Origin of the sequence: Pseudomonas sp. ADAK7 (genome assembly GCF_012935675.1) — a bacterium.
In the GTDB taxonomy this organism is placed as follows: domain Bacteria; phylum Pseudomonadota; class Gammaproteobacteria; order Pseudomonadales; family Pseudomonadaceae; genus Aquipseudomonas.
The window spans coordinates 4,280,167-4,294,533 of sequence record NZ_CP052861.1; the positions used below are offsets into that span (position 1 = coordinate 4,280,167).

9 protein-coding genes and 1 pseudogene are annotated in these 14,367 nt (G+C 63.1%); 4 read left to right on the forward strand and 6 right to left on the reverse strand.

Annotated elements, in window-relative coordinates; translation table 11 throughout:
- Nucleotide 1 precedes the first annotated feature (1 nt).
- The 4 genes and pseudogenes from HKK53_RS19705 to HKK53_RS19720 all read left to right on the forward strand — a co-directional run bounded on the left by HKK53_RS19705 (nucleotide 2) and on the right by HKK53_RS19720 (nucleotide 1,886).
- A complete protein-coding gene (locus tag HKK53_RS19705; protein WP_169372206.1) occupies nucleotides 2–760 on the forward strand; it encodes a slipin family protein in 759 nt (252 codons plus the stop codon).
- Between the two features lie 37 nt (nucleotides 761–797).
- Nucleotides 798–1,022 (forward strand): annotated as a pseudogene (locus HKK53_RS19710) (DUF6124 family protein); the annotation flags it as partial.
- 9 nt (nucleotides 1,023–1,031) lie between these two features.
- The gene (locus tag HKK53_RS19715) at nucleotides 1,032–1,454 is read left to right on the forward strand and encodes a DUF6124 family protein (protein ID WP_442962294.1); all 423 of its coding nucleotides are present in this window, start codon (nucleotides 1,032–1,034) and stop codon (nucleotides 1,452–1,454) included.
- Nucleotides 1,455–1,544: 90 nt separating this feature from the next.
- Entirely contained in the window at nucleotides 1,545–1,886 is a 342-nt protein-coding gene (locus HKK53_RS19720) for a DUF6124 family protein (protein WP_169372207.1), read from the forward strand.
- 48 nt (nucleotides 1,887–1,934) lie between these two features.
- On the opposite strand, the gene HKK53_RS19725 is transcribed toward HKK53_RS19720, so the two are convergent.
- The 6 genes from HKK53_RS19725 to HKK53_RS19750 are packed head-to-tail and all read right to left on the reverse strand — an operon-like array spanning nucleotide 1,935 to nucleotide 14,339.
- Nucleotides 1,935–2,888, reverse strand: coding sequence for a sulfotransferase family protein (locus HKK53_RS19725; RefSeq protein WP_169372208.1), 954 nt, complete (start codon nucleotides 2,886–2,888; stop codon nucleotides 1,935–1,937).
- A complete protein-coding gene (locus tag HKK53_RS19730; protein ID WP_169372209.1) occupies nucleotides 2,876–3,661 on the reverse strand; it encodes an aspartyl/asparaginyl beta-hydroxylase domain-containing protein in 786 nt (261 codons plus the stop codon). Before HKK53_RS19730 ends, HKK53_RS19725 begins: the two co-directional genes overlap by 13 nt.
- Nucleotides 3,658–4,263 carry an adenylyl-sulfate kinase gene (cysC, locus tag HKK53_RS19735; RefSeq protein ID WP_169372210.1) on the reverse strand — a complete coding sequence of 202 codons (606 nt, stop codon included), beginning with the start codon at nucleotides 4,261–4,263 and terminating at the stop codon, nucleotides 3,658–3,660. The genes HKK53_RS19730 and cysC overlap by 4 nt, the downstream gene beginning before the upstream one ends.
- Nucleotides 4,247–5,764, reverse strand: coding sequence for a TolC family protein (locus tag HKK53_RS19740; RefSeq protein ID WP_169372211.1), 1,518 nt, complete (start codon nucleotides 5,762–5,764; stop codon nucleotides 4,247–4,249). The genes cysC and HKK53_RS19740 overlap by 17 nt, the downstream gene beginning before the upstream one ends.
- 40 nt (nucleotides 5,765–5,804) lie before the next feature.
- On the reverse strand, nucleotides 5,805–13,442 hold the full coding sequence (locus HKK53_RS19745) for an Ig-like domain-containing protein (protein ID WP_169372212.1): 7,638 nt from the start codon (nucleotides 13,440–13,442) through the stop codon (nucleotides 5,805–5,807).
- Between the two features lie 48 nt (nucleotides 13,443–13,490).
- Nucleotides 13,491–14,339: a sulfotransferase family protein gene (locus tag HKK53_RS19750; protein WP_237150580.1), complete on the reverse strand. Its 849-nt coding sequence runs from the start codon at nucleotides 14,337–14,339 to the stop codon at nucleotides 13,491–13,493.
- Nucleotides 14,340–14,367 lie beyond the last annotated feature (28 nt).

A 14,367-nucleotide genomic window follows, 5' to 3' on the forward strand; every position in this document is an offset into this window, starting at 1 on the left:
CATGGGCCTGCAACTGGGTTTTGCCGCGCTACTGCTGTTGGCGATCGTACTGGCGGGGTCGACCTTCCGCATCCTGCGCGAATACGAGCGCGGGGTGGTGTTCCAGCTCGGGCGCTTTTGGCAGGTCAAGGGGCCCGGTTTGATCCTGCTGATTCCGGCGGTGCAGCAAATGGTTCGTGTGGATTTGCGGACCATCGTTCTCGACGTACCGCCCCAGGACGTGATCACCCGGGATAACGTCTCGGTGAAGGTCAACGCCGTGCTGTATTTTCGTGTGCTTGATCCGCAGAAGGCGATTATCCAGGTTGAAGACTTCCTCATGGCCACCAGCCAATTGGCCCAGACCACGTTGCGCGCGGTGCTGGGTAAGCATGAGCTCGATGAGTTATTGGCCGAGCGCGAACGGTTGAACGTCGATATCCAGCAAGTGCTCGACGCCCAGACCGACGCGTGGGGCATCAAGGTTGCCAACGTCGAAATCAAGCACGTGGACCTCAATGAATCGATGATCCGCGCCATCGCCAAACAGGCCGAAGCCGAGCGGGAACGGCGCGCCAAGGTGATTCACGCGGAGGGTGAATTGCAGGCGTCGGAGAAACTGATGCAAGCCGCAGAAATGCTGGGGCGGCAACCGGGGGCGATGCAGTTGCGGTATATGCAGACGTTGAGTTCGATTGCCGGGGACAAGAGTTCGACGATTGTCTTTCCGTTGCCGATTGAGTTGTTGAAGGGGATGGCGGATTTGTCTTCGAAACCTTGAGGAAAGATCAAAATCCGGCAATCCCTTCGGAGATTTCCAGCTCTTCGCCGTCGCCCCGGACATCGACGACCCCGAAGCCCTGCTGGCCAATGCTTCCGAAGACTTGCTGTCCATCAGCGCCATCGCGGCCGGCCTGGCGGACGAAGTGGATGGCACACGCCGCTCTGTAGCCCTGGCGATCAGCCGACTGACCGATGGCGTGCATCTGTTGGTGGAACGATTGCTGGATCACCACGAGGCGAAGGCCGAAGCCAAGGTTTAGCCGTAACACCTGATCGTTCCCACGCTCCGCGTGGGAATGCAGCCCGGGACGCTCAGCGTCCCATTCGAGAGCTGGAACGCGGAGCGTCCCTTGAGGCATTCCCACGCAGAGCGTGGGAACGATCAAAAAATGAAAGAAGCCGCCGACCGCGTCTTCGCCCATTACTTCCCCCCGGCTGATGCAAAACCAGCCAAACGCCGTAAATACCAGCTCTTCGCCGTCGCCCCGGACATCGACGACCCCGAAGCCCTGCTGGCCAATGCTTCCGAAGACTTGCTGTCCATCAGCGCCATCGCGGCTGGCCTGGCAGACGAAGTGGATGGCACACGCCGCTCTGTAGCCCTGGCGATCAGCCGACTGACCGATGGCGTGCATCTGTTGGTGGAACGATTGCTGGATCACCACGAGGCGAAGGCCGAAGCCAAGGTTTAGCCGTAACACCTGATCGTTCCCACGCTCCGCGTGGGAATGCAGCCCGGGACGCTCAGCGTCCCATTCGAGAGCTGGAACGCGGAGCGTCCCTTGAGGCATTCCCACGCAGAGCGTGGGAACGATCAAAAAATGAAAGAAGCCGCCGACCGCGCCTTCGCCCATTACTTCCCCCCGGCTGATGCAAAACCAGCCAAACGCCGTAAATACCAGCTCTTCGCCGTCGCCCCGGACATCGACGACCCCGAAGCCCTGCTGGCCAATGCTTCCGAAGACTTGCTGTCCATCAGCGCCATCGCGGCTGGCCTGGCAGACGAAGTGGATGGCACACGCCGCTCTGTAGCCCTGGCGATCAGCCGACTGACCGATGGCGTGCATCTGTTGGTGGAACGATTGCTGGATCACCACGAGGCGAAGGCCGAAGCCAAGGTTTAGCCGTTACACCTGATCGTTCCCACCCTCCGCGTGGAAACGATCAGTGGGCTATAGGCCTGCTGCGACGAGTAATTCTTCCAGTGCCTGGTATGGCCCCCGCGCCCAACGCTCTACCCGCTCAATCAACAACGCCGAAGCCTCGCGCCGCTTGCTGTCACTGTCCCCGACAAACACCTCCGACGGCTGTTTCGCATGCCGCCCCACCGCCGCAAACACCTGCTCACGCTGCACGTCATCCAACCGAAAAAACCCAGCCAACCGCCCCGCCATAGCCCCCGGCAATTCGCGGTAATTGACCGCCAACCCACCCAGTTCACGGCAATGCGCCAACCCCATCGACAGCAACCGCTCCAACCGCCGCGCGATGTAATCTTCGCGACTATCAAAGGGCAATTCGTCATCCAGCCCACTAACGCCAATCATCCCCGGCACCATGTGCATGCCCGGGCGGCGCATATGGGAAACGGCAATTTCCAGTGGATCGCGGTACAAAAACAGCCACGGCGTTTCAGGAAAACACTCGCGCAGCAGCGGCAATTCAGCAATGTTCCAGGCATCGAGTTTGATCACCAACCGTTGCTCCGAACCGCACCGACGTTGGCCATACGCAGACAACAAACCTTCAATCGCAACCCGCCGCAAAGCCGCCGGCAAATCACCGCGCAGCAAGGCATCCAACGGCGGCGGTTCGCTGATAACGATGTGATTATCGAGCCGGGCCAGCATCTGACTGATCAACGTCGAGCCGCACCGCGAAGCGTGAAAGATAAACGCACTCGGCGCCAACCCCGGACTCTCGGCCTGCCAGTCGCCAAGCACAGCCAACGGCGTTTGCCGCCGAAACGCCTGGTTAAACGGCAGCCGCAACGCATCGTCCACCGCCTCGCGAAAAAACGGCTGATGCAACGGCGTATCACCAAACCAGCACCAATCCACCTGCCACTCCCCGGCCTGCTGCCAGATCCGAATCGGCAACCAGCCTTCCAGGTTCAGGCGTTCCATTGTTCATTCCATTGACGGCGGCCGCTGCGCATCGCCGCCCGCAGTTCCTCCCGGGAAACCACCAGGCCTCGCTCAGCCGCCAGTTCTAAAGTACGAGCGATAAAAACCTCAGTGTCCGCCAAGCCCTGCAACGCTTTCGAAAGCCCGGCATCCCCCGCCACTAACCGCTGAAATTGCTGCAAAGCACCCTCCCCGACATCAGGTGAAGGCGTCGTCGGCAACCCATCGATAATCGTTTGCTCCAGCCACACACCAGGACGGCAATCGAGGACCAAATGCACCCGCGCCGAACGGTCGCGATTGTCCACGCGATGGGGTCGCGACAAATCGAGAAACCAGCATTCCCCCGCCTCCATCGGCATGCGCTGACCATCGAGCAGGAAATCCACCTGAGGCGGGCTTAAAAGCGGAATGTGCAGACGCAAGTCAGCGTCCGGCTCGCCCAAGTCAAAGTCGCGATGTTCATGGATTTTTCCGCCCGGCCCGAGCCGCAACAGGCGCGCCGAGACGATTTCCAACGGCAAATCGCGCAAGGCTTGCTGCCATCGGCCATCGCGCAACCACGGCGCCCGCAACTGCGGTTCACCCAGGCCCGGCGACAGTTCAGTCAACGCATCCGCCGCCGAAATCAGCGCCACGCCGCTCCACTCGCCGGCGTAGTAAGCGCTGTTGAAATGGCCGTGCCACTCGTCCTCGCCAATCGCCGCCAACGCCTGCAACAGCAACGGCAAATCCACCGTTATCGGCAAGCGCGAGAACGCGGCTCGGCTCATCGTTTTGGCAGCACCGCGCATTCGCCGAGCCAGGTCAGCAAGCGGTCGAGACAGGCCTCGACCGACTGCACGCCGGTGTCGAGCACCAGCGACGCGGAGGGCGGTGTTTCGTAAGGCGCGGAGACGCCGGTAAAACCCGCCAGCTCACCGCGACGGGCGCGGGCGTAATGACCTTTCGGGTCGCGCTGCTCGCACACCGCCAGGGAGGCGCTGCACCAGACTTCGTGGTAATCCTCGCCCAGGCGCTGGGCAAACATCTGCCGCAGCTCCACCAGCGGCGCAATCATCGCCAGGATCACGATCTGCCCGTTCTCGACCAACAACGCCGCGAGTTCACTGGCACGGCGAATGTTTTCCTGACGATCACTGTCGGCAAAGCCCAAATCGCGATTGAGTCCGACCCGCAGCCCGTCGCCATCGAGCACCACGCTCTGCACCCCGCGTTCGAACAACTCGGCGTGCAGCGCCTGGGCCAGGGTCGACTTGCCCGCCGCTGGCAGGCCGGTGAGCAAAATCGCCGTGCCACGATGGCCGTTGCGGGCCTCGCGTTGTGCACGGCTGATGCTGGCGGTCGGCGCCAGCAAATTACTGGGCCGGGTCATGTGCAGCCACCGGCAGCGCAATGTTGCCCGACGCCCACGCCGCTTCACGGTTGGCCAACGCGGTGGCGATGGATTGGACTTCGGTGGATTGCACTTCATCCGGCATCGGGTCGAGCCCGGCGCTGGCGAAGATCTGGCCGTAGGCGTTACGCAGATCGGCGTAAGACAGGTCCCGACGCAAATCCGCCTGCAAGGTGTTGAGTTCACCCTGGATCAGGTCCAGTTCACCGAGGCCCGCGGCCTGATGGCGGTTACGCAACTGGCCGAGAATCTGCCCGTCGATGCTCGACAGTTCCTGGTTGGTCTGGAACTGATGCAGCGCTTCCTGGTAGTTGGCGTTGGCCACGTAAAGCTGCGCCAGCACGGCAATGGACATCGCCTGACGCCGCGCCTTGGCCACTTCTTCGCCGGCCTTGGCCACGTTGATTGCGGCCGGAGCGGAGATCACGTTGAACAGGTTCCAGGTCAGCTTCACGCCGTAGTCGGCCCACTTGTCGTTGACCAAAAACGAGTTGCTGTCGTAATGCCCGCCGGCCGAAAATTCCAGCCCCGGCAACAGCCGCAACATGGCTTTGCGGGTTTCGGCGGTGCTGATGCGCGTCTGATAATCCTGCTCGCGTAGCTCCGGACGGCTGGCCAGGGCTTCGTGTTCGAGGCTGGCCATGCCGACTTTCAATTGCGGTATCGCGTAGTCATCCGGGGTCGCCAGTTTCAGGTCGGTGCCCATCGGCAGGTTGATCAGGGTCGACAGTTCGGTCTTGGCCAGGGACAACGCGCGGCGCTGCTCTTGCAACTGACGCGTCGCTTCAATCAGCGAGCGCTGATAACCCAACGCAACCACCGGATCGCCGATGCGTTGATCGCTCATGCTCTGGCTGTTTTTGCGCGCCGTATCGACCCGCGCCATCAGGCTGTCGATCTGCGTCAGCAAACGTTCGGCGGCCACCGCGCGCCAATAAGCCGAGCGCACGTCCTGGACGATGGTGTTGATCACCTTGCGCCGGCGTTCCTGCACGATCAGACGCTGGTCGCCCTGCTGCTTGGCGCTGATGTAGCTGACGCCAAAGTCGAGGACGTTCCAGACCATGGTCAGGTCGGCGACGCGACGGTCGCGGTCCTGGGAGGTCGACGGTTCCAGAGACTGGGTGCCGGTCAGCACGCTCTGGCTGCTGGAGGCGCCGACGTTGCTACGCCCGACGTAACCCGCATCGAGGGCCATGCGCGGCAGCATGTCGAAACTGGCCAGGTCGAGTTGGCGCTTGGCCAGGGCCTCTTCCATGATCTTGAGCCGGCCTTCGAGGTTGTATTTCACCGCACGGGCCATGGCCTGGTGCAGAGTCAACGGACCGCTGAGGGGCTCCTGACCGGTGAACATGTTCTGCATGTCGCTTTTGGCGCGTTGCTCACTGACGCTGCGTTCAATCGGCTCACTCTTGACTGCACATCCGCTGATCGCCAATGCCAGAAGGCTGGCTCCGAACAACTTATGACTTCTTTTCATCCTTGGATTGCCCCTGGGTGACGCACAGATTTGTGTGTTTTCAAGCCTGCATTTCGCTGATGCCGACCTGTTGCAAAGCGGCGGCCAGGCGGTTGACCTGCCGTTGCTCGGTGTCTTTGAGTTCTTGCAGTTGCTGGACCAGCGACGGCGCGCCAAACACCCCGCGCAGCCCTTGGGAAACATCCCCGGCCCGGATCGAATGATTGCCAAAGGAGTTCAGCGAGTCGCGCTCGGCGCCGCCGTCCTGATGGAACAAGCTGGACAATGTACTGGTGCCGAACACCCCGCCATCGCCGCCGCCAAACCCGAGGAAACCGTGGCCCGAACCGTCGCCCGCGCTGTCACTGCTACTGAACACTTGAGCGATAAAACTCGGCGACAGCGCCCCGCGATTGATGAAGATGTCGCCCAGCGGCCGGATGCCGTCGCCGATCACCCGGTCTTCGAACAACGGGGCAAAGGTCAGCGGCGAGCCAAGATTGCCGGTGGGCGCGGCGAAGATGACCGGTTGCAGCGGCAGGTTCGGTTGATCGATGACGACCACCGGTTGCGAGGTACGGAACTCCGGATCCGGCGGCACCACCACGACCGGTGACGACGGCACCGACACGGTGTTGATCGCATAGCCGTTCGATTGGCTGGTGCCGCTGCCGGCATTGCCCGAGCCGTCAGTGACGCCGGCGATGTTCAGGCTGATCGCGTTATTGGCGTTGCTGACGTTGCCGGTCGGGGTCAGCATCGCGGTCCAGGTTTTGCCGCCGTCGCTGCTCGCCAGGTTGGACAAGATGCCGTTGGCCACGCTGATGTCCGACAGGTCGAAACCACTCACTGCTTCGTTGAAGGTGAAGGTCACCAGCGAGGTCTGGCCCACGCCCAGGTTCGGGTTGGCCACCACCACCGTGGCGGTCGGCCGCTCGCCGTCAATCACGTAGTTGTTGGACACCGCCACGCTGGCGCCGTTGTTGCCGGCCAGGTCGCTGACGTTGCTGGTGTCCAGGGCAATGAAGTTGCTCGGGTCGGTGATGCTGGCGGTCGGGGTGAAGGTCGCGGTCCAGGTCTTGCCGCCGTCGCTGCTGGCCAGGTTGGCCAGTTCGCCGTTGGTGACGCTGAGGTCCGACAGGTCGAAATCGTTCACCGCTTCGCTGAAGGTAATCGTCACCGACGTGGTCTGGCCCATGCCCAGGTTCGGGTTGGCGACCACGATGGTCGCCGTCGGCCGCGTGGCATCGAGCGCGTAGTTGTTGGAGATCGCGATCCCGGCGCCGGCATTGCCGGCGGCGTCCACCACGTTGCTGCTGTCGAGCAGGATCAGGTTGGTGGCATCGTTGATGTTGGCGGTTGGCGTCAGGGTCGCCGTCCAGGTCTTGCCGCCGTCGCTGCTGAGCAGGTTGGACAAGGTGCCATTGGCGACGCTGAGGTCCGACAGGTCGAATCCGGAAACCGCCTCGGTGAAGGTGATGGTCACCGTGGTGGTTTCGCCGATGCCCAAACGGTTATCCGCAACGACGATGGTCGCGGTCGGCCGCGCGGTGTCGATGGCGTAGTTATTGGAATCGGTCACGCCCACGCCGCTGTTGCCCGACGCATTGGTCACGCCCGTGTTGTCGAGGCTGATCAGGTTGCTGGTGTCCGTCACGTTGCCGGTTGGCGTGAACGTCGCGGTCCAGGTGACGCCGCCGTCGCTCGACGACACATTGCTCAAGGTGCCGTTGGCGATGGTCAGGTCGGCGTTGGTGAAACCGCTGACCGCTTCGCTGAAAGTGATGGTCACCCCGGACGTTTCACCGGCCTTGAGGGCGGTGTCGGCGATCACGATGGTCGCCGTCGGCACTTCAGTATCGACCGCGTAGTTGCCCGAATTGGTCACCCCCGTCCCGGCGTTGCCGGCGATGTCGCTGATACCGGCATTGTTCAGGGTGATCAGGTTGGTCGCGTCGGTCACACCCACAGTCGGGGTGAAGGTCGCGGTCCAGGTGATGCCGCCGTCACTGCTGCTGACGTTGCTCAAGGTGCCGTTGGCGACGCTCAAATCACTGTTGTCGAAACCGCTCACAGCCTCGCTGAAGGTGATGGTCACCAGCGAGGTTTCCCCCGGCCGCAGCTCGGTGTCGGCCATGACGATGGTCGCGGTCGGGCGCTGGCTGTCGATCACATAGTTGTTGGAATCGGTGGTGCCGCTGCCGGCGTTGCCCGCCAGATCCTGTACACCGGTGTTGTCCAGGGTGATGACGTTGGTCGCGTCGGTGATGCTGGTGGTCGGCGTGAACGTTGCGGTCCAGGTAATGCCGCCATCGGCGCTGCTCACTGCGGTCAGCGTACCGTTGGCGACGGTCAGGTCGGCGTTGGTGAAACCGCTCACCGCCTCGCTGAAAGTGATGGTCACCTGGGTGGTCTGGCCGACGCCCAGGGCCGAGTCGGTCACGACGATGGTCGCGGTTGGCCGCACGGTGTCGATGGCGTAGTTGTTCGAATCGGTGGTGCCACTGCCGGCGTTACCCGAAGCGTTTTGCACACCGCTGTTGTCGAGGGTGATCAGGTTGCTGGTGTCGGTGATGGCGTTGGTCGGCGTGAACGTCGCGGTCCAGGTAATCCCGCCGTCGCTGCTGCTCACTGCGGTCAGTGTGCCGTTGGCAATCGTCAGGTCGGCGTTGCTGAAACCGGTCACCGCTTCGCTGAAGGTGATGGTCACCAGCGAGGTTTCGCCGATGTTAAGCGCGCTGTCGGCGACCACGATGGTGGCGGTCGGCAGCACGGTGTCGATGGTGAAGTTGGCCGAATTGGTGATGCCGATGCCCGCGTTGCCGGCAAGGTCGGCTACGCCGCCGTTGTTCAGGCTGAGCAGGTTGGTGGTATCGCGCACGCCGACCGTCGGCGTTAAAGTCGCGGTCCAGGTGATGCCGCCGTCGCTGCTGCTCACCGCGCTCAACGTACCGTTGGGGACGCTCAAGTCGCTGTTGTCGAACCCGCTGACCGCCTCGCTGAAGGTGATGGTCACCAACGAGGTTTCACCCGCGCTCAGGGTTGGGTCAGCGACGACGATGGTGGCAGTCGGGCGCAAGCTGTCGATCACGTAGTTGTTGGAGTCGGTGGTGCCGCTGCCGACGTTGCCGGCCACGTCTACGATCCCGGTGTTGTTCAGCGTGATGATGTTGGTCGCGTCGTTGACGCTGGCGCTCGGCGTGAAAGTCGCGGTGTAGGTGATGTTGTCGCTGGTGGTCAAGCCGCTCAGGCTGCCGTTTTCGACCGTGAAGTCGGCGAGGGTCAGGCCGGTCACCGCTTCGTTGAAGGTGATGGTCACCACCGAGGTTTGGCCGAGGGCCAGGGTCGGGTCGGCAACGACGATGGTCGCGGTTGGGCGCACGGTGTCGATGGCGTAGTTGTTCGAATCGGTGCTGCCGACACCGACGTTGCCGGAGACAGCGGCTTGTACGCCGGTGTTGTCCAGGGTGATCAGGTTGCTCGCATCGGTGATGGCGCTGGTCGGGGTGAAGGTCGCCGTCCAGGTGATGCCGCCGTCACTGCTGCTCACTGCGCCGAGCGTGCCGTTGGCAATCGTCAGGTCGGCATTGGTGAAACCGGTCACCGCTTCGGAGAAGGTGATGGTCACCAGCGAGGTTTCACCGATGTTCAGCGCGTTGTCGGCGACCACGATGGTCGCGGTCGGCGCCACGGTGTCGACGGTGTAGTTACCGGAGTTGGTGGTGCCCGTGCCGGCGTTGCCGGCCAGGTCGGCGAGGCCGGTGTTGGCCAGGGTGATGACGTTGGTCGTGTCTTTGACGCCAGCGGTCGGGGTGAAGGTCGCGGTCCAGGTAATGCCGCCATCGCTGCTGCTGACGGCGGTCAGTGTGCCGTTGGCAATCGCCAGGTCGGCGTTGGTGAAACCGCTGACCGCTTCGCTGAAGGTGATGGTGACCAGCGAGGTTTCACCGACACTCAGGGCCGGGTCGGCGAGGACGATGGTCGCCGTCGGACGCTGGGTGTCGATGGCGTAGTTGCCGGAATCGGTTGTGCCGCTGCCCGCGTTGCCCGCCGTGTCGCTGATCCCGGTGTTGTCCAGGGTGATGACGTTGGTCGCGTCGGTGATGCTGGCGGTCGGCGTGAACGTCGCGGTCCAGGTAATGCCGCCATCGGCGCTGCTCACCGCCGTCAATGTGCCGTTGGCAATCGTCAGGTCGGCGTTGGTGAAACCACTCACGGCTTCGCTGAAGGTGATGGTCACCAATGAGGTGTCGCCGATTTTCAGCGCGGTGTCGGCCAACACGATGCTCGCGGTCGGGCGCACGGTGTCGATGGTGTAATTGCCGGAGTTGGTGACGCCCGTGCCGACGTTGCCGGAGCTGGCGGCCTGTACGCCTGTGTTATCCAGAGTAATGACGTTGGTCGCGTCGGTGATGCTGGTGGTCGGCGTGAACGTAGCAGTCCAGGTAATCCCGCCGTCACTGCTGCTCACGGCGGTCAGTGTGCCGTTGGCGATGGTCAGGTCGGCGTTGGTGAAACCGCTCACGGCCTGGCTGAAGGTGATGGTTACCAGCGACGTATCGCCAATTTTCAGCGCGGTGTCGGCCAACACAATGGTGGCGGTCGGGCGCACGGTGTCGACGATGTAGTTGCCCGAGTTGGTGGTGCCGCTGCCGGCGTTACCTTGCAGGTCGGCTACGCCGGTGTTGGCCAGGGTGATGACATTGGTCGTATCGCTGACGCTGGCGGTCGGGGTGAAGGTCGCGGTCCAGGTGATGCCGCCGTCGCTGCTGCTCACCGCGGTGAGCGTACCGTTGGCGATGGACAGGTCGGCGTTGGTGAAACCACTCACGGCTTCACTGAAGGTAACGGTCACCAGCGAGGTTTCACCGGCACTCAGGTTGGTGTCGGCGACCACGATGGTCGCGGTCGGACGCTGGGTGTCGATTGCGTAGTTGTTGGAATTGGTGGTGCCGGTGCCGGCGTTGCCCGCCAGGTCGCTGACCCCGGTGTTGTCCAGCGTAATGACGTTGGTCGTGTCGGTAATACTGGTGGTCGGCGTGAACGTACCCGTCCAGGTAATGCCGCCGTCGGCGCTGCTTACCGCCGTCATGGTGCCGTTGACGAGGGTCAGGTCGGCGTTGGTGAAACCGCTCACCGCTTCGCTGAAGGTGATGGTCACCAACGAGGTGTCGCCGATTTTCATCGCGGTGTCCGCGACCACGATGGTCGCCGTCGGGCGCTGGGTGTCGATTGCGTAGTTGTTGGAATTGGTGGTGCCGGTGCCGGCGTTGCCGGACAGATCCTGCACGCCGGTCTTGTCCAGGGTGATGAGGTTGGTGCTGTCGGTCAGGCCGGCGGTCGGCGTAAAGGTTGCCGTCCAGGTGATGCCGCCGTCGCTACTGCTCACCGCGGTCAGCGTGCCGTTGGCGATGGTCAGGTCGGCGTTGGTGAAACCGGTCACGGCTTCACTGAAGGTGATGGTCACCAGCGAGGTTTCGCTGCTATTGAGCGCGTTGTCCGCGACCACGATGCTCGCCGTCGGCGCCACGGTGTCGTGGATCACGTAGTTGTTGGAGGTGCCGGAACCGGTGCCGACGTTGCCGGCCAAATCCTGCACCCCGGTGGTGTCGAGGGTGATGGCGTTGGTCGGCGCGTTGATATTGCCCGCCGCCGTCAGGGTCGCGGTCCAGGTGATGCCGCCGTCGCTGCTGCTCACGGCCGACAGTGTGCCGTTGGCCACGGTCAGGTCGGCGTTGGTGAAGTTGTTTACGGCCTCACTGAAGGTGATGGTCACCAGCGAGGTGCCGCCGGAGTTCAGGTTGGTGGTGCCGACCACGATGCTGGACACGGTGGGCGGGGTCACGTCTGGCGCGTAGTTGGTATTGAGCGTACCGCCGTCGTTAAAGATGTTGCTCACCGCGGCTGGAGAGCTGCCGGTGCCGCCGCCGCCCGATGCCTGGCCACCCGCGCCGCTGCCGCCGGCATTGCCGGCCATGGCGCCGAAGTTGGCCGCCGTCATCAACAGCGTGCCTTTGTTCCAGATCGCGCCCACGCCTTTGCCGGCCGCGCCACCGGGGTCGGTGGAACCGCCCAGGCCACCGCCACCACCACCGCCGCCACCGGCCGCGACGTTGTTGGAGATGACGGACGTACCGACCACTGTCAGGGTGCCGGTGGATGCGTTGTAAATACCGCCAGATGCCGAAGAGCCGGCCCGGCCGGGATGGTCCCAACCGGAGCCACCGCCACCGCCGCCGATGGACACCGTGCCGTTGGTCGCCGTGCCGCCAGCGCCGCCGTTACTGTAGTTGGACGAGCCGATGCCGCCGGCGCCGCCGACGGTGGTCCCACCTTTGCCACCCATGTAATTGACGTTGTAGGTGCCGCCATTCCCGCCACTGCCCGCCCCACCGGCCGTACCGGCATACACGCCAGTGCCGAAACTGGCGGTGCCGCCATGACCGCCGATTTGACCACCCAGCGCACCGCCACCACCACCGCCACCGCCGACCGCACCGCCGACGTAAGGCGCCGTGACACCACCGCCACCGCCGCCGCCCGAGGCCGCGTTATCGGTCACGGTGACGTTTCTGAGGGTCAGGTTGCCGGAGTTGAGAATACCGCCGCCCATGGCCCCGGCGCCGTCGGTGCCCGCCGCCGCGCCCACGCCGGCCACCATGCCTTGCTTGATGACCAAGCCATCGAAGGTCGCCGTGATGCCGGAGTTAACCTGTATCACCCGGGTTTTGTACTGGCCGTTCAGGGTGACGTCGGCAATGCCGTCGTTATTCAGGTCACCGTCAATGGTGACGTTCTTGGTGAGGGTCAGTTGCGAGTTCAACCCAATAATCATGCTGGTATTGAAGGTGACGGTGTCACCGGCCACGGCAGTGTTTAGGGCGGTACGCAAAGAGCCCACGCCGCTGTCGCTGTTATTGAGCACGGTGAGGGTCGCCAGGCTGTACTGGTAACCGGCCATGGACTCGGACGACAGCACGCTGCGGCTTTCGATACTGCCGGTGGCGATTTCCAGGTTCCAGTCGCCGCCCACGCCCGTGCGGTTGGTAGAGGCGGCGATATCGCGCCCGGTGAGTTGCGCCAGGGAATCGACAAAACTCACGCCGCGTTCCCCGGCACCGGTATTACAGGCGTAGATCAGGATGTCGCCACCGACGTTCATGTCCTTGCCGATCTGCGCCAGCACATCGCTACGGGCGGCGACGTTGTCGGCCGACAGGTAGCCGTTGCCCAGCCACAGGTCGCCGGCATTGCCGTGGGCGATGATCTGCACCGAACTCACGCCCTGGTGGGTGTCGAGGTAAGCGGCGATCTGCTGCAAGCCGTCCTTGCTGGCGTCCAGCGTCACCACTTCGGTGCCGGGGGCCACGCCGTTGAGCAGGCTGTCGGTGTCCTTGATGCGCGAATCGACGAACACCACGCTTTGGCCAGGTACGGCAGTGGGCGTTGCCGCAGGTGCGGGAGTCGCGGCGGAGGTGTTGTCCGCCTGGCCATGGGTGTCTTTGCTCGCAACCGGGTGATCGGCAGCGGGAGCCTTGGCCGCTTCAGCCGTGGGGTGACTCTCGGGCTGGGCCGCATCGGCCACCGTGGCCGCGACGGCGCCGTCGAACAGCATGCGCGGTTCCAGGGACATGATCATCGGCGATGCCAGTACGCGAGCGCCCTGGGCCTTTTGCGATTTGCCGTTGTTCCACCACATGCTGCTCACCGAAATCGAACTTTTATGACAGCCAATAAAAAGCCGCGATCAATTGATCGCGGCGTCTGATTTCATACGAATGACATTGGCGGCGCTGGATGATCCATCGTGCCAAAAGGACAGCTCGGCATATTTGTCGAACAGGTCCGGCGGCAGGATCGTTCGCCGGGACTGCAAGGCGACCTTGGGTTTGACCCGATGCAACCCCGAGACACCCAGGGCCTGGTCAAACTCCGGCGCGTCGTAGACGAGGTTGTCGAAATCATGCTCGAACCACGGCTCACCGATGAATTCGTAGACCAGGCGCAGTACCCGTTCCGGCGCCTGGCTGAGCAGGTCGTAATCGACAATCAGCAATGAGTCGGCGTTTTCGCCGTAATAGGCTTCCTTGAGCGCCGTCCAGGCAAAACCCACCAGGCGATTGCGCTGGGCCAGGGTTTCACAACGGCTGTAGACGGTGTTGCGCTCCACTTCGTCGTTGAACAGTTTGGTGTTCTCGAACGGGTCGGCGCGGTACAAACGTTCGAGGCTGTCCATCACCCAGGCGACGTTGCGCACACAGGCGATGGTCTTGGCTTGGGGAAACAGGTCCTGCAATGCCGGCAGTCGTGCGCACCACTGGCGATTGGTATCGAAGATGACGGGTTTATCAGCCTGCTCGGCATAGAAGGAGTCGAACAGGCCGCGCAACAGGCGACGGCGTAACGGGGTGTCGATCACTGCACCGAATTCGCTGCCGGCGCTGCATTGTTCCAGGACGCTGGTGAACAGCGTACCGACCGGGCTGCTCATCCCCGCATGAAAGCGCGGGTTCTGCAAAAGAATGGCCGACAGCAGGGTGGACCCTGAGCGCGGCAAACCGGAGATAAAGTGGAACTGTTGCAATCCCTTCACCATCGTCAAATTCCTTTTGTAGGACGATCGT